The sequence below is a fragment of the Streptomyces sp. DSM 42067 genome (genome assembly GCF_055792885.1).
Window position 1 is genome coordinate 5987763 of sequence record NZ_CM147706.1, and the last position, 18725, is coordinate 6006487.

Sequence of the window (18725 nt, forward strand, 5' to 3'; positions counted from 1 at the left end):
AGGCGCCCGCACCACCTGCCGGGGGCCCAGCAGCCGACGCCAGGCACACTGGGAACACACGTCCGCACGCCCACGGCCCGCCGCACCCCGGCCCGCCGAACCTCCTGCTCAACCGCCGCGCAGCAACACCCAAACCATCGGGGGAGTTGGAAGCACCTGTGACCACCTGGACCGACCGCACCGGCAACCGCCCGCTCGCCCTCACCGCACCGAGCGGCATCGACCGCGCCGCCCACCACCGCCTCGACGAGGCATGGCTGGCCGCGGCGTGGAGCCACCCGACGACCCGCGTCTTCGTCGTCTCCGGCGGTCAGGTGCTCATCGACGAGACCCCGGACGGCACCACGGAACTCGTCACCACGCCGTCCTTCGAAGCCCCCCTCACCGAAGCCCACCGCTACTTCCTGGGCACCGATGACGACGGCGTCAGCTACTTCGCCCTGCAGAAGGACTCCCTGCCCGGCCGCATGGACCAGTCCGCACGCCCCGCGGGCCTCCGCGAAGCGGGCCTCCTGCTGTCCCCCCGCGACACCGGCCTCATGGTGCACGCCGTCGCCCTGGAGAACTGGCAGCGCCTCCACCGCTTCTGCTCCCGCTGCGGCGAACGCACCGTCATCGCCGCCGCCGGCCACATCCGCCGCTGCCCCGCCTGCGGCGCCGAGCACTACCCGCGCACCGACCCCGCCGTGATCATGCTCGTGACCGACGACGAGGACCGCGCACTGCTAGGCCGCCAGGTCCACTGGCCGGAAGGCCGCTTCTCGACCCTCGCCGGCTTCGTCGAACCCGGCGAGTCGATAGAGCAGTCGGTACGCCGTGAGGTACTCGAAGAGGCAGGCATCACAGTCGGCGACGTCGAATACGTCGCAAGCCAGCCCTGGCCCTTCCCCTCCAGCCTCATGCTGGGCTTCATGGCCCGCGCCACCTCGTCCGAGATCGACGTCGACGGCGAGGAGATCCACGAGGCGCGCTGGTTCTCCCGGGACGAGCTGCGGGCCGCCTTCGAGTCCGGGGAGGTCCTGCCCCCCTACGGGATCTCGATAGCGGCCCGCCTGATCGAGCTCTGGTACGGCAAGCCCCTGCCGACACGGCCCGGCCCTGTCGCCTAGCCGACGTCGACGCGGGCGCTGTAGGGCCGGTGCAGCCATCGCCGCCCCGGCCGGCCCACGGCCCGTCCTCAGACGCCGAGGGCCTGCTTCACCTGCGCGAGGCTCGGGTTCGTCATGACCACCGGCTCGCCGCCCGAGACGGGAACGATCGATACGGTGGGAACCGTCTGGTTCCCGCCGTTCGCCTTCTCGACGAACGCCGCGGACTGCGGGTCCTGCTCGATGTTGATCTCCGCGTACGCGATGCCCTCGCGGTCAAGCTGGCTCTTCAGCCGACGGCAGTAACCGCACCACGTCGTGCTGTACATCGTCACGGAACCCTGCATGTCTCTCGCGCTCCCTTGTCGTGTTGCTCGTAGGTCTGCTTGCAGTGAGAGGAACGTACGTGACACGGGCAACCATTCCCGCCACGTAAGGGCCACACCTCTCCCGCATTAGTACGACTGCGACCACCCGCCTGTGGACAACCCGCTCACCGGTCTCCGGCGACCTGGCAGCATGGCGGGGTGACACCAGCAACGCACTCCACCCTCTTCCCGCAGGTTCCGGACAGCGCCGACGCCGTGCTCGACGGGCTCGACCCCGAGCAGCGCGAGGTCGCGACCGCCCTGCACGGACCGGTGTGCGTACTGGCCGGAGCAGGCACGGGCAAAACGCGGGCGATCACCCACCGCATCGCGTACGGGGTCCGCGCCGGAATCCTGCAGCCGTCCAGCGTCCTCGCCGTCACCTTCACCAACCGCGCCGCAGGCGAGATGCGCGGCCGCCTCCGCCAGCTCGGCGCCGCCGGAGTCCAGGCACGCACCTTCCACTCCGCCGCCCTGCGCCAGCTCCAGTACTTCTGGCCGAAAGCCGTCGGCGGGCAGCTGCCCCGGCTCGTGGAACGCAAAATACAGCTCGTCGCCGACGCCGCAGCCGCCTGCCGCATCCGCCTCGACCGGAACGAGCTGCGCGACGTCACCGCCGAGATCGAATGGTCCAAGGTCACCCAGACCGTCCCGTCGGACTACCTCGCCGCGGCCGCCAAGGCCGGCCGTGACGTCCCCCGCGACCCGGCCGAGATCTCACAGCTCTACGCCACCTACGAGGACCTCAAGCGCGAGCGCTCCGTCATCGACTTCGAGGACGTACTGCTGCTGACCGTCGCGATCCTCCAGGACCGCCACGACATCGCAGACCACGTCCGCAGCCAGTACCAGCACTTCGTCGTCGACGAGTACCAGGACGTCAGCCCGCTCCAGCAGCGCCTCCTGGAACTCTGGCTCGGCGACCGCGACAGCCTGTGCGTCGTCGGCGACGCAAGCCAGACCATCTACTCCTTCACCGGCGCCACCCCCGACCACCTGCTCAACTTCCGGACCCGGCACCCCGGCGCCACCGTCGTCAAACTCGTCCGCGACTACCGCTCCTCGCCCCAGATCGTCCACCTCGCCAACGGCCTGCTCTCCCACGCCCGCGGCCGCGCCGCCGAACACCGCCTCGAGCTGGTCTCCCAGCGGAAGCCCGGCCCCGAACCCGTCTACGCCGAGTACCTGGACGAGCCCGCCGAAGCCGAAGGCGCCGCCCACCGCATCCGCGATCTCATCGCCTCCGGCGTCCCCGCCAGCGAGATCGCAGTCCTCTTCCGTACGAACAGCCAGTCCGAGACATACGAGCAGGCGCTCGCGGACGCAGGCGTGCCCTACCAGCTGCGCGGCGCCGAACGGTTCTTCGAACGCACCGAAGTACGCGAAGCAGGCGCCGCCCTGCGCGGGGCCGCCCGCTTCGGCGCCAACGACACCCTCCTCGACGACGCCGTCGACCTGCCCTCCCAGGTGCGGGCGGTCCTCTCCACCAAGGGCTGGACCACACAACCCCCGGCCGGCTCCGGTGCCGTCCGTGAACGCTGGGAGTCACTCGCCGCTCTCGTCCGTCTCGCCGAGGACTGCGCCCGAGCCCAGCCGTCAGCCACCCTCGGCGACCTCGTCGCCGAACTCGACGAGCGCGCAGCCGCCCAGCACGCCCCCACGGTCGAAGGCGTCACCCTCGCCTCCCTGCACGCGGCGAAAGGCCTCGAATGGGACGCCGTGTTCCTCGTCGGTGTCGCGGAAGGCATGATGCCGATCACCTATGCCAAAACGGACGAACAGATAGAGGAAGAGCGGCGGCTCCTCTACGTGGGCGTCACCCGGGCGCGGCAGCACGTGTTCGTGTCCTGGGCGCTGTCCCGCTCGCCCGGCGGCCGCCCGAGCCGCCGCCCCAGCCGCTTCCTCGACGGTTTGCGACCCGGCTCCTCCACAGCCGCGACCCGCGGTGCCGGGGCCCCGGTCGCCGCGGGCGGCATCGAGTACGGCTCCAGGGGCACCGGCACCACCGCCGCAAGGCCCCGTCGCCAGCCCAGGACACCTGCCCGCTGCCGTGTCTGCGGCCGCACCCTCACCGACGCCGGCGAAATGAAACTGATGCGCTGTGAGGACTGCCCGTCGGACATGGACGAAGGCCTCTACGAACGACTCCGCGACTGGCGCGCCAACGAGGCCCGGCAGCTGGGGCAGCCCGCGTTCTGCGTCTTCACCGACAAGACACTCATGGCGATCGCCGAGGCCGCACCCGACGAGGAGGCCGAACTGGCTCGTATCCCTGGGGTCGGAGTGCGCAAACTCAACCGGTTCGGAGCCGATGTGTTGGCCATCTGCGCAGGTGAGACCCCTGGGAGCCACCAGTAGGCCGACTGACGCAAACTCGTCGGAAAAATAGTTTGCGCATGCCCCGGCAATCCCCATAGGTTCTTAAGCACGGAAACGGCGGCTTCTCGAAGCCCCGGTTCCGTGCTGTACTTAAAAGCCGTCGGACCGGTCCTGACCGGTCCCCTGAGACGCCGAGAGGAGGCGATTCCAGTGATCAGCATCAACACCAGCTCCGTCAGCACCGTCAAAATGACCGATCGCTCGGTCGTCGCTTCCTGCCTGCTCGGCCTCTCCAACCTGGGCACCGGTCTGTCCGGCATTCCCGCCGTGCGTCCGGCGTCCTCCGTGTCTCCCTCGGGTCTTGAGATCCGGGAGCGCAATGAGCGACCGACCCAGGCACCGGAAGCAGTAGCAGCAGTGGCACAGGCCTCGGCCTATGCCTTTGCGGCGGCCGGTGCCGGATCCCGCAAGCAGACGCAGCACCACACGATGTGGGCCTTCCGTGGGCTCGAACCCTGGAGTGATCCAGCCTGATATGCCATCAGGCCGGCGCCTTCAGGGCCGCGGAACCCCATCCGGGATCCGCGGCCCTTCTGTTTTCCCCCAACGGGGACGACGGAGCGAAGGGGCCTCGGGACAAGAAAGACCCGGTACAACCAGCCGCCACCCGGCCAACAGGCCGGAACGACCAGACGAGGAAGACGAACCGTGCAACTCGAAGCGCACGCCCCGTCCGTACCGCCTTCCGAAACGATCCCCCCGCCCGGCCTCACGGAGGACTCCACCTTGACCCCGCTCACTGCGCTCTCCGCGCTCGACGACGCCATCGAGAACCTCGGCGTACCCGTCCCCTGCCGCTCCTACGACCCGGAGGTCTTCTTCGCCGAGTCGCCGGCCGATGTCGAGTACGCCAAGTCCCTCTGCCGCACCTGCCCGCTGATCGAGGCCTGCCTCGCCGGCGCCAAGGAGCGGCGTGAGCCGTGGGGCGTCTGGGGCGGCGAGCTCTTCGTCCAGGGCGTCGTGGTTGCCCGCAAGCGGCCGCGTGGCCGCCCGCGCAAGAACCCGGTCGTCGCATGAACGCCACCGGAACGATCGACCGCCCTCACACGCACGACCCCCAGAAGCAGGCCCCGATGACGACGTCCACCAGCGAGCCCGTCGGCTCCGCGACCCCAGACTTCACCACCACCGGCGCGACCGACTCGCGCCAGAACAGGACCCGAGAGATGCAACTCATCCCAGAAGCCCTGGCTCGTGCGCATATGCACGACCGACTGCGTGAGGCCGAGGCGGAACGCCAGGCCGTGCGCCTGGCCGTCGCCCGGCGGATGCAGCGCCGCGCCGAGCGCGCGTCGCTCCGCGCCCGCCGCGCCCTGGCCCTGGCCGTGATGCAGTAACGGCCGCAGCCGCACACCACGCGTACATGCGCTCCCCGCGGGGGCCGGTCCGAACAGACCGGCCCCCGCGGTGCGTTACCCGACGACGCCTGATTCGGCGGTACCGTCACGACGTGACGTGTCTTCCCGGGGACAGTGAGATCGGTGGCCCTGCAGCGGCGCCCCAGCCTCCCGCGCGGACCCAGAGCCCTGCCCGGCTGCCGGACGACGAGGGCATCATGTGCGCCCGCTGCGGCACACGGGCTGAGGTCGCACCGCTCACCTGGACCTGCTCCGTGGAGAACGGCACGCGCAGCTACTTCTGTGATGCGTGTGCGCGCACCCATCTGAGGGCGATTGAGGGACGGCTGGACTCTGCTTGGTGGTGACACCTGGATGACTCTTGCTGAACCTCCCGGGCCCCTCCCTCCGCCGCTACGAGCGCGCAATGGCCGTACACACGGCGGTGGGAGACAGCTCGGCAGCCCTGATCTCGCTGTTTCGGCTCGCTGTCACGCCTCAGCCGCCGGCTCCTCCTCGGTGAGATCGGCGAACTCCTCCAGGGTGTCGAAGTCGCCCGTGCGGGGCTCGCTCTCGACGAAGCCCGGCAGCCAGGCCTCGAGCTCTTCCCTCAGCCGGACCCTGGCGCCCAGCTGGCACAGCACGCCGATGGTGCTCAGCGTCACCCGGTGTATCAGCAGATACGACGGTGGCAGGTTAAGCCGCTTGCCCAACTGGTAGGCGGGGGAGCGGGGATCGGCAATGCGCGCCGCCTGGCTGCGCATCCAGCTTCGGGTGAACTCGAACTCCTCGACCTGTGCCGGCTCGATGATCGGCAGTAGATAGTCGAGCACCGCCTCCGGGTCGAGCTCCACCTCCTCGTTGACGAAGCCTTCCTCGCGCAGCTTTGAGTAGACCGACTCGGCTTGGCCGACGAGCGCCATGCGCAGCGAGTCACCGATCGTGGACGGGAGTCCCCCGGGCAGCCGGTCCACCGTGCCGAAGTCCAGTACCCCGAGCCGCCAGTCGTCGTTGTCGCCGGGCAACAGCCGGAAGTTGCCCGGGTGCGGGTCCGCGTGCAGCAGGCCGGTGCGGGCCGGCCCCGAGAAGAGAAAGCGGGCCAGCAGCTGCCCTGCCCGGTCGCGCTGCTCGGGGAGGCCGTCGGCGATCACCTCCGACAGCGGTACCCCGTCGATCCACTCGGTGACCAGCACCTGCTCGCACTGGTGCACCACGGCGGGCACCAGCACATCCGGGTCGTCCGCGAACACTTCGGCATGGACCTGCTGGGCCTGTGCCTCCAGTCCGTAGTCGAGCTCCTCGGACACCCGGTCCCGTAGTTCCGCGATGAGAGGCTTGATGTCCACCCCAGGGATCAGAGGCCCCAGCAACCGTGCAAATCGGCTGAGTTGGTTCAAATCAGACAGCAGCGCCTCTCCGGCGCCCGGGTACTGCACTTTGACGGCAACCTCGCGCCCGTCGTGCCACACGGCCCGGTGCACCTGGCCGATCGACGCGGCCGCGGCGGGCTTGTCCTCGAACTGCAGGAAATGTTCGCGCCACTCCTCGCCGAGCCGCTCCTCCAGTACGGAGTGCACGGTGCGGGTCGGCATGGGCGGAGCCGCCTCCTGCAGTTTGGTCAGCGCGGCACGGTAGGGCCCGGCGATCTCCTCCGGCAGCGCGGACTCGAAGACGGACAGGGCCTGCCCGAACTTCATGGCGCCGCCCTTCAGCTCCCCGAGCACCTTGAACAGCTGTTCCGCGGTGCGCTGTTGCAGCTCGCGCCCCACGATCTCCGCAGACTTGCCGCCGATGCGCTTGCCCAGCCCCCACGTGGCGCGCCCGGCGAATCCGAGCGGCAGCGCGGCGAGCTTGGCGGTACGGGTGACCGCCTTCCGGGGAAGATCAGACATGCGCCCCTCCAATTCCCAGACAGCCGTACCCTGTGCGGCGGTCACCCGGCCATTGTCTCGTGCCGCTCCCCGTCACCCGAGGTCTGTTCACTCTTACCTTGCTCGATGGCTCCGCACGGGCATGCCGGGTGCGGCCACATGGGTCGCGGATGCCAGTCGAGTCCTGGTAGTGACGCTTCCCAGCGGGCTCCCGTGCTCGCCGGTGATCCCCCGTCCAGAAAGGCCAGGGCGTGTGCCGCCGCCAGTCCTGCGACCGCCATCGCCAGAGCGGCATCGCAGGCGGCGACATGACGCTGATGGCCTGAGCGCCACTGAGCCACCAGACGCGGCCACGTGGGATCCCGGTCCGCGCGTCCCAGCGACAGACAGCCCGCACAGGCCGTCGTGCCGGGCAGGACCAAGGGGCCGACCACGCCGGTGCCTTCCACCACGCCCGCGTAGAGGTGAGGTGTCCCGGAGGCGACGAGGGGTTCCGCGGCGGCCGGGTCAGGGACGTGGGCGGCCAGGCCGTCGCGCGGGGCGAGGATCACAAGGGACAGCCCCGGCTCGCCTGCTGTCGTCTGATCTGACCTGGTACGGCGGGGTACGCGGTCGGGGGCCGCTCGTCGTACGGCCTGACGAGCGGCTTCCGTCCTGCGGTCGCCGACGGAGTCGGCGGACAGGCCACCGGGTGCCACGTCACACGGTTCGACGCATCCGACGTCCTGTACGTCGATGTGGCCCACACCGGCTGCCGCCAGGACGGAGGCCATGACCGCTCCCACCCGGCCCGCGCCCTGGATCTGCACGCGCAGGGCGCGGCGTGCGGCCAACTTCGTCATGGCGCCGCCCGGTTCTGACGTGACGACCGAGAGCGACGCAAGGTCGGGCTGCAGGCGCTGAAGGGTGCTTTCGCGCTTGCGCAGGGCTTCGGCGGCAGGGCCGCCGCCTGTCGCATCGTCCAGGAGCCCTGCTGCGGACAGGCGCTCAACGAGCCTGTCTACATGTCCGTCGGGCAGCCCTATGCGCCGGCCTTCGTCGCGCAGGAGCTCCAGTCCGCGGGTCCCGTCCAGCAGGGTCAGGAAGCTGCCGGTGGCCGTGTCCACCGGGCCGAGCACGACCGCGTGTGCGGGTGCCACACCGAACTGCACGGTGTTGCGGTCGCGCCAGCCGCGCCGCAGCGCGGGTTTCAGGATCGGATGCATGGCTGTCCCCCGTTGCCAACGTGGATTCGCCGAGAGATCAGCTCAGGTCTCGGCATGCGTGTTCCAGGCCGGCGAAGCGTCGGTGCCTCCGCCGGTCGGTGTCGATGGCCAGCATGCAGCGGTCGGGCAGAAGGATGCGCTGAGTTGTCCACAGGCAGTGGGGATTAGTCGTATAAATCAAGTGTTCGGGGAGTGGATCGGTGGCGAACCCTCCGGGAGGCAGGACTTCCCCTACGTCCAGCGGGTAACGTCGGGGCGTGTCCGCCGACCCGTTGCACCGCGCCGGAACCCCACAGCGCAGCACGACCAGCCCGCCGTCAGGCGGCTCGCGGGCGAGCGCGGTCGAGGTCCGCAGGAGCGCTCGCCGACGCAGAACCGTCTCCGCATACCGCGAGGGCGATCGCACCGTCGTGCTGATCCCCGCCCGTATGTCCGAGGCCGAGGAGCAGCGCTGGGTCAGGGTCATGCTCGACAAACTCGCTGCCCAGGAGAGCAAGCGGGTTCTGGGGGATGCCGAGCTGACGGAGCGCGCCGAGCGGCTGTCGGAGCAGTATTTCGGCGGTCGGGCGCGGCCCACATCGGTCCGATGGGTGACCAATCAGAACACACGCTGGGGCTCCTGCACCCCGTCGGAGGGCAGCATCCGTCTTTCGCACCGGTTGCAGGGCATGCCCGAGTACGTCGTGGACTACGTCCTCGTCCACGAGCTGGCCCACCTTCTGGTCCCCGGCCACGGGCCGGGGTTCTGGCGGCTTCTCGAGGCGTATCCGCGCACAGAGCGGGCTCGGGGCTATCTCGAAGGGGTCGTCGCGGCCGACCGGCTGCCGCATGTGCCGGCCGCTCGCCGCGAATGACAGCGGAGCGCGAAGTGGCGGCCGCGCACGTACACGGCCCGCCATGAAAGGCCTCGTCCGCCGTTCCGCACGCCGCGCGAGCGGGACTGACCGTACGTCACCCTGTCCGAAGCGTTGATTCTGTACCGGCTCTGTATCGACTGCGTCGGTTGTCAGCACTTGCGGTTAGCCTGGCGCGACGTAATCAACTCTGGGATGGGGGACGGTCTTACGCATGGCCAGGGAATTCCAACGCGGCCACAAGGCCAAGATCAGTGATCTCACCGCGGGGACCGATCTGTATGTGGGTGTGCAGATCTCTGGCCCCGGGCTGACGTTCGACATCAGCTGCTTCGGTCTCGACGCCAACGAGCAGCTCTCGGACGACCGCTATTTCGTCTTCTTCAACCAGCCGAAGACGCCCGAGGACGCGATTCAGCTGCTCGGTGCGCAGGCCGGCGACACGGAGTCCTTCCGCGTCACGCTCGACCGGATACCGGCGCACATCCACAAGCTGTCCTTCACCGCGACCATCGACGGCGCCGGGCAGATGTCGCAGATCGCGCCGGGTTGCATCCGGATCGTCGCGGGAGGTGAGGAGGTTGCGCGCTACGCCTTCAGCGGCGCGGAGTTCTCCACCGAACGCGCCGTGATGCTGGGCGACTTCTACCTGAAGGACGCATGGCGGTTCGCCGCCGTCGGGCAGGGCTTCGACGGCGGACTCGATGCACTGCTGAAGAATTTCGGCGGTGAGGTCGCGGAAGAGGAGTCGGCGGCGCAGGAGCCCCAGGAGACTGGTGCCCCCGGGTTCGCCCCGCCCGCGCAGACCGCCCCGGCCCCGTCGTTCGGCGTCCCCGCCACCCCCCAGACGCCTCAGGCACCGCCGCCCGCCCCGTCGTTCGGCGCGCCCAACATCCCCCCTCAGGCCCCCGCGCCCGCACCCGCACCGGCACCCGCGCCTGGGAACCCGCAGATGTACACGGCGCCGACGGTCGCCGGCCCGATGACCCCGCCCGCCCCCGCCCCCGCCCCCGCGCCCTTCGCGACCCAGCCGCCGGGGCCGCCCGTCGGCCCACCCGGGGTGCCGGGCCAGCCCTTCGGCGGTGTCCAGGCGCCGGGCCCGGTCCCCGCCGAGGCCGGACTGCGCGTCGTCCTGACCAAATACGCCGAGGTCGCCGTAGGAGACCGGTGGACCGAGCAGAACGCGCAGCAGGTCAGGGCCACCCTCACCAAGGGCCAGCCCATCCTCGCCAAGCAGGGCAGCATGGTCGCCTACCAAGGCGACATCGACTTCGCCTACAAAGGTTCCGGCCTGCTGGGCAAGCTCACGGGTCAGCTCACCGGCCAGGGCATGTCCCTCATGCGCTGTTCCGGCGACGGCGAGGTGTTCCTCGCGGACGAGGCCAGCCGGCTCTTCGTGATCCGTCTCGAGGGCGACCAGCTCTACACCAGCGCGCACGGCGTTCTCGCCTTCGACGAGTCGCTGGACACAGAGATCCGCCGCATCGAGGGCGTCGGGCTGCCCGGCGGCGGCTTCTTCTCGATGCTCTTCTCCGGCACCGGAGCAGTCGTCGTCAAGACGCGCGGCATCCCGGTCGTCCTCCCGGTCGGCCCCGCGACGTACGTCGACGGCAACGCCGTGATCGCGTGGTCGGCGGGCGCACAGGCCGTCACCACCACCGCGCTGCGGCTGCGCCGCTCCGGCTACGCCAGCAGCCAGTCCGAGGCGATCAACCTCCAGTTCCGGGGCGCCCCTGGCAACTTCGTCGTCGTCCAGCCCTTCGAGGTGTGAGGCAGGCCATGGATACGAACATGCTCACCGCCCACCGCGCCGTCTCCACCGGCGTACGCATGGCCGTGCACAGCGCCAAGACGCTGAAGGTCACGATGGTCACGGGCCAGGACCTGATCGCCAAGTCCGGATCGATGATCGCGTACGACGGCTATGTGCAGTTCGAAGCGCCCCCCGCCACGCTGCGCCGCTCCGCCGAGGAGATGGTCACCGGAGAGGGCGGCAGGCTCATGCTCTGCCGCGGCGACGGCGATCTCTATCTCGCGGACTACGGAGCCGACGTCCTCGTGGTCCACCTCGCGGACGAGGCGCTGTCGGTCAACGGCGCGACGCTCCTTGCCTGCGACGCCACCCTCCAGCTCGCCATCGAGCCGGTCAAGGGCCTCGCCAAGCTCTCCGGCTCCGGCCTGACGAACCTCGTCATCCGTGGCACCGGCTGGGTCGCCCTCGTCAGCCGGGGCATCCCGACCGTGCTCGACTGCGCCGAGCGCGAGACGTACGTCGACCCCGACGCACTCGTCGCGTGGACCACCAATCTCGACATGAAGGCACGCCGCACGATCAAGGCGGGCGCCCTCATCGGCCGGGGCAGCGGTGAGGCACTGCAGGTCGGCTTCAAGGGCCAGGGCTTCGTGGTCGTCCAGCCCAGCGAGGACACCGGCGACCGATTCAAGATCCGGGGCTGAGAGGAGCACCCATGCACAGCACACTCTTCGCGCACGTCCCGGTGGAGTCCACCGACCGGTACACGCTGCAGAACCCTCAGCTGCTCAAGGTCGACGTGAACCGGGGAACCGGAGCCATCCTCGCCCGGCAGGGCGCGATGGTCGCCTTCGAGGGCCAGATCGAGTTCGACAGCCAGTACCGCAGCCGGAGCTGGCGCAACGTCGAGCGGATGACCAACGAGCGACTTGAACTGATGCGCTGCAAAGGCAACGGGAACGTCTACCTTGCCAACTTCGCGCAGCACATCCATGTCATGGAGGTCGGCCAGGGCATCACGGTCGACAGCTCCTCCGTCCTCGCCTTCGACGGTACGCTCGGCGTCGGCATCGTCGCCGTGGACAGCGCCGTCGGCGTCGCCTCGGCGGGCGCGTACAACCTGGAGCTGACCGGAGCGGGCAAGGTCGCCCTGCTGACCTCCGGCGAGCCGCTCCTCCTGGAGGTCGCCCCGGACCGCAATGTCTGCGCGGACGCCGACGCGGTGATCGCCTGGTCCACATCGCTGCACACGCAGATGCAGGCGCCGACCTCGACCTCCGCCGTCTGGCGCCGCAGGGGCTCGACCGGTGAGGGCTGGGAGATGCAGTTCCAGGGCCATGGCCACGTGCTCGTCCAGCCGAGCGAGCTGCTGCCTCCGCAGCATCTGCGGAGCTCCGGCCTCCTCGGCCAGTTCGGCATGGGCGGCGGCGGGCTGCGGGGCAACTCCCTGGGCGGCAACCGCAGCTGACCGCGCGGACGGCCGCGAAAGGGGCGGCCCCGCTCGGCGGGACCGCCCCTTCAGCAGCCTCGTGGCGAACCGGCTGCAAGAGCCGGCTGTGAAGGCTCAGAGCCTTGCGCGGGTGGCCTTCACCAGGTGCACAACGGACTCGTCGGCGACGTCCGCCACCTCGTCGTATCCGAACCAGCGCAGGTCCAGCGACTCGTCGCTGATCGACTCGACCGCCCCCGCAGGGGCGAGCGCCGCGTACTGCACATCCAGATGCCATGCGCAGGGCGTCAGATGCCGGTCCAGGCGCACCGGACCCCCGCCGAGCAGGCTCAGCCCGGCGATGCCCGACTCCTCGGTGGCCTCGCGCAGCGCCGCATCAGCGAGCGTCGCGTCGCCGGGCTCGCAGTGGCCGCCCATCTGCAGCCACTTGCGGATCTTCCCGTGGAGGGTGAGCAGCACACGCTCGTGCCCGGGGTCGATCACCAGGGCGCTCCCGGTGATGTGCCCGGCCGAGCAGGCCTTCCACATCCCGTCCGGATACGTCTTCAGATGGTCGAGATACGCCTGGCGCAGCTCTGCCTGGTCCTCGTGGCTCTCGTAGCTCTCCAGTACGAGGACGGCGTCGTCGTGAAGGCTCACTTGCCGTCGTGGCCCTCGCTGTCGTCGCTGCCGGTGTCCTCGGGATCGTCCTTCTTGACGCCTTCCGACTCGTCCTTGCGGAGGTTCGGCGCTTCGGAGGTGCCGCCCGCCGCCTCGCCGAGCATCTTGTCCAGCTCGGAGAAGTCCAGATGCTCGCGGTGCACGAAGCCGTCCGGGTCGTCCAGGTCGGAGGCGGTCGGCAGCATGTCCGGGTGGGCCCACAGGCCGTCCCGGCCGTCGACCCCGCGCGCGTCCGTCAGCGAGGCCCACAGGCGCGACGCGTCGCGCAGCCGGCGCGGACGCAGCTCGAGCCCGATCAGCGTCGCGAACGTCTGCTCGGCGGGGCCGCCCGTCGCGCGGCGCCTGCGCAGCGTCTCGCGCAGCGCGTTCGCCGACGACAGACGCGGCTTGGCCGCCTCGTGCACCACGGCGTCCACCCAGCCCTCGACGAGCGCCAGCGCCGTCTCCAGACGGGCCAGCGCGGCCTTCTGCTCGGGGGTGTCCTCCGGCTGGAACATGCCCTGCTGGAGGGCGTCCTGCAGCTGCTCCGGGTTCTGCGGGTCGAGCTGGCCGACGACGTCCTCCAGCTTCGCCGTGTCGACCTTGATCCCGCGCGCGTACCCCTCGACCGCACCGAACAGGTGCGAGCGCAGCCACGGCACATGCGCAAAGAGCCGCTGGTGGGCCGCCTCACGCAGCGCCAGATAGAGCCGGACCTCGTCCTTGGGGATGCCCAGGTCCTTGCCGAACGCCTCGATGTTCGCCGGCAGCAGCGCGGCCTTTCCGGCCGGGCCGAGCGGCAGGCCGATGTCCGTCGAACCGACGACCTCGCCCGCGAGCACGCCCACGGCCTGCCCGATCTGCGTACCGAACATGGCGCCGCCCATGGAGCGCATCATGCCGAGCAGCGGGCCTGCCATGGCCTGCATCTCCTCGGGCAGGACATCGCCCATGGCCGCGCCGACGCGCTCGGCGACCGGGTCCACGAGGTCCTTCCACACCGGAAGGGTCGCCTCGACCCACTCGGCGCGGCTCCAGGCCAGCGCGGATCCCGCCCCCGACGGCAGTGACGTCACGCCGTCCAGCCACAGGTCGGCCAGGCGCACGGCCTCCTCGACGGCCGCGCGATCAGCGGGGCCGACGCTCGCGTCCTTCGTGCCGTCGGGCGTGCCCTGGGAGACGGTCTGGCGGGCGATCTGCTTGGCCATGTCCCAGTTCACAGGGCCGCCCTCGTAGGAGAGCATCTGGCCAAGCTGCTGGAAGGCGGCGCCCAGGTCGGAGGGGTTCAGCGACCCGAACATCGCGGCGAACGGATTGTCCGCGCCGCCCGGACCGCCTGCTCCCGGCAGCCCTCCGAAACCGAAGGGGTTGGCAGGTCCCTGACCACCACCGCCGCCCTGCTGGTCCTTCTTCTTGCCCTCGTCGCCGTTCTCCGGCTCCTCCGGCGGAAGGCCGAATCCGAATGGGGTGTCACTCACGGGATTCCTCGGCTTGTTGGGCCGCCGGTACGACACCGGCGGCGGCTGCCCGAACTTCACCACCCAGCGTAGACACCATGACCGGATCGGGCCTCAGTGCTTCGCCGACGGGGGGCCTGCGGCAGGATGGATGCCACCTGGTACGTGCGCGTTATTCACGAACGTACTGAAGACAACCGCTGGAGACGCCTGGTGAGTTCCCCAGATCCGCAGGTTCGCGCACCGCGAAACCCATCAACCCACCCGTCGCCCGGCCGCCACCCCTCAACGACGGCGCTTCGGGCCGGTGAGTCGACTGCCTCGCGCGGGCCCGTCGTAGCGGTCACCGGCGCCGCGTCCGGCGTCGGGGCGCTGCTGACCGAGCGTCTCGCCGCCAGCGACGAGATCAAGCAGGTCGTGGCCATCGACGAACGCCGCGGAGAGTGCGCGTCCGCCCAGTGGCACATCCTCGACGTACGGGACCCGGCGATCGCCGAGCGGCTGCGCGGAGCGGACGTCGTGGTGCACCTGGCCGTCGACCTGGACCTGGGGACGGACCCGGCCGCCCGCACCGCGTACAACGTGCGGGGCGCCCAGACCGTGCTGACCGCCGCGGCCGCAGCGGGCGTCCACCGTGTGGTGCTGTGCACCTCCGCCATGGTCTACGGGGCGCTGCCCGACAACGAGCTCCCGCTCTCGGAGGACGCGGAGCTGCGCGCCACCGCCGAGGGCACGGGCGTCGGCGACCTGCTCGAGATCGAGCGGCTCGCGCGCCGAGCGCCGCGGGCACATCCCGGGCTCAACGTCACCGTGGTCAGACCCGCCGTCCTGGTCGGCGGTACTGACACCGCGCTCACCCGCTACTTCGAGTCGCCCCGGCTCCTCGTCGTCGCCGGCTCCCACCCCGCGTGGCAGTTCTGCCACGTCGAGGACCTGTGCAGCGCCCTGGAGTACGCCGTGCTGGAGAAGGTCGACGGTGAGCTGGCCGTCGGCTGTGACGGATGGCTGGAACAGGAGGAGATCGAGGAGCTCAGCGGGGTCCGCCGCATGGAGCTGCCCTCCGCGGTCGCCCTGGGGGCCGCCGCCCGGCTGCACCGCATCGGGCTCACGCCGTCGCCGGCGGGCGACCTCGCGTACACGATGTACCCGTGGGTCGTCAGCGTCAGCCGGCTCCACGACGCCGGGTGGCGGCCGCAGTGGACCAACGAGGAGGTCCTCGCCGAGCTGCTCGAGGAGGTCGCCGGGCGGCACACCGTGGCCGGGCGGCGGCTTGGGCGCAAGGACGCGACCGCGGCGGGGGCGGCCGGGGCGACGGTGGCTCTGCTGGGGGCGGCGGCTGTGGTTCGGCGGGCTCGGAAGGCTCGGCGGCGGGGCTGAGGGGCGCCGGGCTGCGCCCTGCCCTGTCCAGGTGGGCCTCTCGCGCGCGGTGCCCGCCGTCGTGGGCTGCGTCCACCGTCCCCCAGCTATCGCGGGGAGGTGCCTCCAGCCCTGTGGAACGCCTGCACACAGCGGAGCGGGAAGACTGTCCACAGCTCGTGCGGGGCGTCTGCCCGGCTGTCGGTGTTGTGCGGCACCATGGGGCTATGGCACCCACCTATGACCACCCCGGTGAGCAGGCCGGGCAGGATCCCATCCGGCTTCTTGCGCTTCGTGACAGTGCGCTTTCTGTCGACGAGGTCTTCCGGGCCGCCGGTGACGATGCCGCGGGTGGCACCGCGCTGTTCGTCGGGACGGTGCGCAACCACGACGGCGGCTCCGACGTGGACGCGCTCGGATACTCCTCCCATCCGACCGCCGAGGCGGAGATGCGCCGCATCGCGGAGAAGGTCGTCGCCGAGTACCCGGTACGTGCGCTCGCCGCCGTCCATCGCGTCGGCGACCTGCGGGTGGGCGACATCGCGGTGGTCGTCGCCGTGTCCTGCCCGCACCGGGCGGAGGCCTTCGAGGCGTGCCGCAAGTTGATCGACGATCTGAAGCACGAAGTTCCGATCTGGAAGCACCAGAAGTTCTCGGACGGGACAGAGGAATGGGTGGGCGCGTAGCGGCGTCGTCGGGGAGTGGTGGTCGGGCGACGGGAGGGCGGGTCGGCGCGTAGCGCCGTCGTCGAGGGGTGGGTGCCAGGCGCCATGCCGACGTGCCTACTTGCCGAAAAACATTCCAGTTGCGTAACCGCACCCCTGCCGTGAGCGTTGACGGTGCGGATGGTTAATCTGCTGATCAGTCAGTTGCGGTCGCTTGTGGGGTTGGGAGGACGGGATGGCGGCGCTCGCGTGGTTGCTGATTCCGCTTGTGGCCGCGATCGGGGCGGGCGTGTGGGGCAGCTGGGCCACCAGGCACCGCGGAGCGGGGGACGGCCCGGAGCTCGCCGGCTATGAGCGCTTCCGCGAGGCGATGGAGAGGTCCCACGGCACCGACGTGGCCTGACCCGTCCCCGGGCCCCGTACGGACGGCCCCGGCAGTGCACTGACAGACCCGTCCCGTACTGTCGTTCCATGCCACGCCGCACTGCGACGATGCTCGCCTCCACTCTGATGCTGATCGCGCTGCTCTGCGCAGGCGTGCTCATCCAAGTGCCCTACTCGGAGATGACGCCGGGCCCCACGGTGAACACGCTCGGCGATCACGACGGCGAGCCGGTGCTGCAGATCTCCGGCCACAAGACCTACCCGACGACCGGCCACCTCAACATGACGACGGTCAGGGTCACCAGCGCCGACTACAACATGAACCTCGTCCAGGCCGTCTACGGCTGGCTGGCACACGACAGCAAGATGGTTCCGCACGAGACCCTCTACCCGGACGGCAAGACCGAGGAGCAGTCGACCCAGGAGAACGCCGAGGAGTTCAGCCAGTCCCAGGAGAGCGCCAAGGTCGCCGCCCTGAAGGAGCTGGACGTCCCCGTGAAGTCGTGGGTGATCGTCGAGTCGGTGCTCAAGAACAGTCCGGCCGTCGGCAAGCTGCACGCGGGCGACGTCATCAAGGCCGTCGACGGCACGAGTGTCAAGGAGCCGCAGGACGTCGCGGACCTCGTCACCAGGCACAAGCCCGGCGAGAACGTCGTCTTCACCGTCGTCCCCGCCAAGGAGCAGGCCGCCGCCGAGAAGGAGGGCAAGGAGGCGACCCGCACCCAGAAGATCACGATCACCACAAAGAAGGCGGAGGACGGTGACCGCGCCATCGTCGGCATCCAGGCCGGAACCGATCACACGTTTCCGTTCACCATCGACATCAAGCTCGCCGATGTGGGCGGCCCGAGCGCCGGTCTGATGTTCGCCCTCGGCATCGTCGACAAGCTCACGCCGGACAGTCTCACCGGCGGCAAGTTCGTCGCAGGCACCGGCACCATCGACGACAGCGGCAAGGTAGGCCCGATCGGCGGGATCGAAATGAAGACGGTCGGCGCCCGCGACAAGGGCGCGCAGTACTTCCTGACCCCCAAGGACAACTGCGCGGCGGCCGCAAAGGAGGTCCCCAAGGGGCTCACGCTCGTCAAGGTCAACACCATCGACGATGCGCTGAACTCCCTCGAGGACATCCGGGAGGGCAAGACGGCCGACCTGCCCCGGTGCACCACAAAGGGTTAGCGCACCGGGGGCGGGGACAAGGCCTGACGCCCTGCCCGAAGACGCCCGCTGCTCGAAGGCCGCTGGCTCCTCGACGGCCGCCTACTCCGCGAAGGTAGCCGCCAGCGCCTCGGCGAGGCCCGGCACCAGGCCGGAGCCCGTGAGCACCTCGGTCGACGAGTCCTTCTCGCGCAGCCGCAGCGCCGACTCGCGCTCCCCGTCGCGCAGCACCGCGACCGTCATCCGCACCTCCTGGCGCTCCGGATGCTCGGCGACCCACTTCGCGAGCTGTGCCTCGTCCAGGCCGTCCGGTACGGAGGCCTCCGCGGACGACGGAAGCATCAGCCGTTCCACGGAGAGCGCACAGCCCACCACGGCGTCGGGCCACGCGATCGTGCCGAGGAACTCGTCCAACGGGCTGTCCGCCGGAAGTTCGTCCTGCTCGATGGGGGTGAAGGAGCCGGCGGACGCGTCATCGGTGAGGCCGAGGCGCTCCGCGAGCCCCGGCTCCTGGGAGCGCAGCTGAGCGGTGTCGACGAGCGCGAACAGCCGGGCCGGCTGGTCCCAGCCGAGCCCTGCGACGTACTCGTCGATCTCGAGAACGGCACGGGTGAGCGGACCGGCCGCCATGGGGGTGCCTGAGGAGGCGGTGTTGGACATGGTCACAATCCTGCCTCGTTCCGCCCCGGAACCGGGAACTGAGTAAAGCATCAGTAAGTTGCATAGGGTGTGGCCCGGCGATCGCGGGGCCCGAGAGACCA

General features: G+C 70.2%; 20 protein-coding genes. 14 read left to right on the plus strand and 6 right to left on the minus strand.

What is annotated here, in order from left to right:
• Positions 1-158: 158 nt before the first annotated feature.
• On the plus strand, positions 159-1109 hold the full coding sequence (gene nudC, locus ACSMXV_RS27350) for an NAD(+) diphosphatase (RefSeq protein ID WP_473173877.1): 951 nt from the start codon (positions 159-161) through the stop codon (positions 1107-1109).
• Positions 1110-1177: 68 nt separating this feature from the next.
• Here nudC and ACSMXV_RS27355 read toward each other — a convergent pair whose 3' ends face one another.
• Positions 1178-1435, minus strand: coding sequence for a mycoredoxin (locus ACSMXV_RS27355; protein ID WP_181868128.1), 258 nt, complete (start codon positions 1433-1435; stop codon positions 1178-1180).
• A gap of 117 nt (positions 1436-1552) precedes the next feature.
• On the opposite strand from ACSMXV_RS27355, the gene ACSMXV_RS27360 reads away from it, so the two are divergent.
• The 5 genes from ACSMXV_RS27360 to ACSMXV_RS27380 all read left to right on the plus strand — a co-directional run bounded on the left by ACSMXV_RS27360 (position 1553) and on the right by ACSMXV_RS27380 (position 5540).
• Positions 1553-3814 carry an ATP-dependent DNA helicase UvrD2 gene (locus ACSMXV_RS27360; protein WP_473179082.1) on the plus strand — a complete coding sequence of 754 codons (2262 nt, stop codon included), beginning with the start codon at positions 1553-1555 and terminating at the stop codon, positions 3812-3814.
• Positions 3815-3985: 171 nt separating this feature from the next.
• Positions 3986-4309, plus strand: a complete 324-nt coding sequence (locus tag ACSMXV_RS27365; RefSeq protein WP_181655368.1) for a hypothetical protein — start codon at positions 3986-3988, stop codon at positions 4307-4309.
• A gap of 174 nt (positions 4310-4483) precedes the next feature.
• Positions 4484-4852 (plus strand): WhiB family transcriptional regulator, encoded by a 369-nt coding sequence (locus ACSMXV_RS27370; RefSeq protein WP_181655369.1) that lies wholly within the window; start codon positions 4484-4486, stop codon positions 4850-4852.
• Positions 4849-5172 (plus strand): hypothetical protein, encoded by a 324-nt coding sequence (locus ACSMXV_RS27375; RefSeq protein ID WP_181655370.1) that lies wholly within the window; start codon positions 4849-4851, stop codon positions 5170-5172. Before ACSMXV_RS27370 ends, ACSMXV_RS27375 begins: the two co-directional genes overlap by 4 nt.
• Positions 5173-5285: 113 nt before the next feature.
• Complete coding sequence (locus ACSMXV_RS27380; protein ID WP_473173878.1) at positions 5286-5540, plus strand: hypothetical protein; 255 nt, start codon at positions 5286-5288, stop codon at positions 5538-5540.
• A 123-nt stretch (positions 5541-5663) separates the two neighbouring features.
• Here ACSMXV_RS27380 and ACSMXV_RS27385 read toward each other — a convergent pair whose 3' ends face one another.
• Positions 5664-7064, minus strand: coding sequence for an ABC1 kinase family protein (locus ACSMXV_RS27385; protein WP_473173879.1), 1401 nt, complete (start codon positions 7062-7064; stop codon positions 5664-5666).
• Positions 7065-7105: 41 nt separating this feature from the next.
• Positions 7106-8248 (minus strand): TOMM precursor leader peptide-binding protein, encoded by a 1143-nt coding sequence (locus tag ACSMXV_RS27390; RefSeq protein ID WP_473173880.1) that lies wholly within the window; start codon positions 8246-8248, stop codon positions 7106-7108.
• A 257-nt stretch (positions 8249-8505) separates the two neighbouring features.
• Here ACSMXV_RS27390 and ACSMXV_RS27395 point away from each other — a divergent pair, with 257 nt between their 5' ends.
• The 4 genes from ACSMXV_RS27395 (at position 8506) to ACSMXV_RS27410 (ending at position 12323) form a co-directional block, all read left to right on the plus strand.
• Positions 8506-9102, plus strand: coding sequence for a M48 metallopeptidase family protein (locus ACSMXV_RS27395; protein ID WP_181655373.1), 597 nt, complete (start codon positions 8506-8508; stop codon positions 9100-9102).
• Positions 9103-9316: 214 nt separating this feature from the next.
• Positions 9317-10873: a TerD family protein gene (locus ACSMXV_RS27400; protein ID WP_473173881.1), complete on the plus strand. Its 1557-nt coding sequence runs from the start codon at positions 9317-9319 to the stop codon at positions 10871-10873.
• Positions 10874-10881: 8 nt separating this feature from the next.
• Positions 10882-11559, plus strand: a complete 678-nt coding sequence (locus ACSMXV_RS27405; RefSeq protein ID WP_181655375.1) for an AIM24 family protein — start codon at positions 10882-10884, stop codon at positions 11557-11559.
• Positions 11560-11570: 11 nt separating this feature from the next.
• Positions 11571-12323: an AIM24 family protein gene (locus ACSMXV_RS27410; protein WP_473173882.1), complete on the plus strand. Its 753-nt coding sequence runs from the start codon at positions 11571-11573 to the stop codon at positions 12321-12323.
• A gap of 96 nt (positions 12324-12419) precedes the next feature.
• On the opposite strand, the gene ACSMXV_RS27415 is transcribed toward ACSMXV_RS27410, so the two are convergent.
• Together ACSMXV_RS27415 and ACSMXV_RS27420 are read right to left on the minus strand one after the other, a co-directional pair.
• Entirely contained in the window at positions 12420-12944 is a 525-nt protein-coding gene (locus tag ACSMXV_RS27415) for an NUDIX hydrolase (protein WP_473173883.1), read from the minus strand.
• Positions 12941-14422: a zinc-dependent metalloprotease gene (locus ACSMXV_RS27420; protein WP_473173884.1), complete on the minus strand. Its 1482-nt coding sequence runs from the start codon at positions 14420-14422 to the stop codon at positions 12941-12943. The genes ACSMXV_RS27415 and ACSMXV_RS27420 overlap by 4 nt, the downstream gene beginning before the upstream one ends.
• Positions 14423-14614: 192 nt before the next feature.
• Between ACSMXV_RS27420 and ACSMXV_RS27425 the strand changes: the two genes are divergently transcribed.
• The 4 genes from ACSMXV_RS27425 to ACSMXV_RS27440 all read left to right on the plus strand — a co-directional run bounded on the left by ACSMXV_RS27425 (position 14615) and on the right by ACSMXV_RS27440 (position 17985).
• Positions 14615-15778: an SDR family oxidoreductase gene (locus ACSMXV_RS27425; RefSeq protein ID WP_473173885.1), complete on the plus strand. Its 1164-nt coding sequence runs from the start codon at positions 14615-14617 to the stop codon at positions 15776-15778.
• Between the two features lie 206 nt (positions 15779-15984).
• Positions 15985-16443, plus strand: a complete 459-nt coding sequence (locus ACSMXV_RS27430; RefSeq protein WP_473173886.1) for a molybdenum cofactor biosynthesis protein MoaE — start codon at positions 15985-15987, stop codon at positions 16441-16443.
• A 214-nt stretch (positions 16444-16657) separates the two neighbouring features.
• Positions 16658-16825 carry a hypothetical protein gene (locus tag ACSMXV_RS27435; protein ID WP_473173887.1) on the plus strand — a complete coding sequence of 56 codons (168 nt, stop codon included), beginning with the start codon at positions 16658-16660 and terminating at the stop codon, positions 16823-16825.
• A gap of 68 nt (positions 16826-16893) precedes the next feature.
• Positions 16894-17985: a YlbL family protein gene (locus tag ACSMXV_RS27440; protein ID WP_473173888.1), complete on the plus strand. Its 1092-nt coding sequence runs from the start codon at positions 16894-16896 to the stop codon at positions 17983-17985.
• A gap of 81 nt (positions 17986-18066) precedes the next feature.
• On the opposite strand, the gene ACSMXV_RS27445 is transcribed toward ACSMXV_RS27440, so the two are convergent.
• Positions 18067-18624: a PPA1309 family protein gene (locus ACSMXV_RS27445; RefSeq protein WP_473173889.1), complete on the minus strand. Its 558-nt coding sequence runs from the start codon at positions 18622-18624 to the stop codon at positions 18067-18069.
• Positions 18625-18725 lie beyond the last annotated feature (101 nt).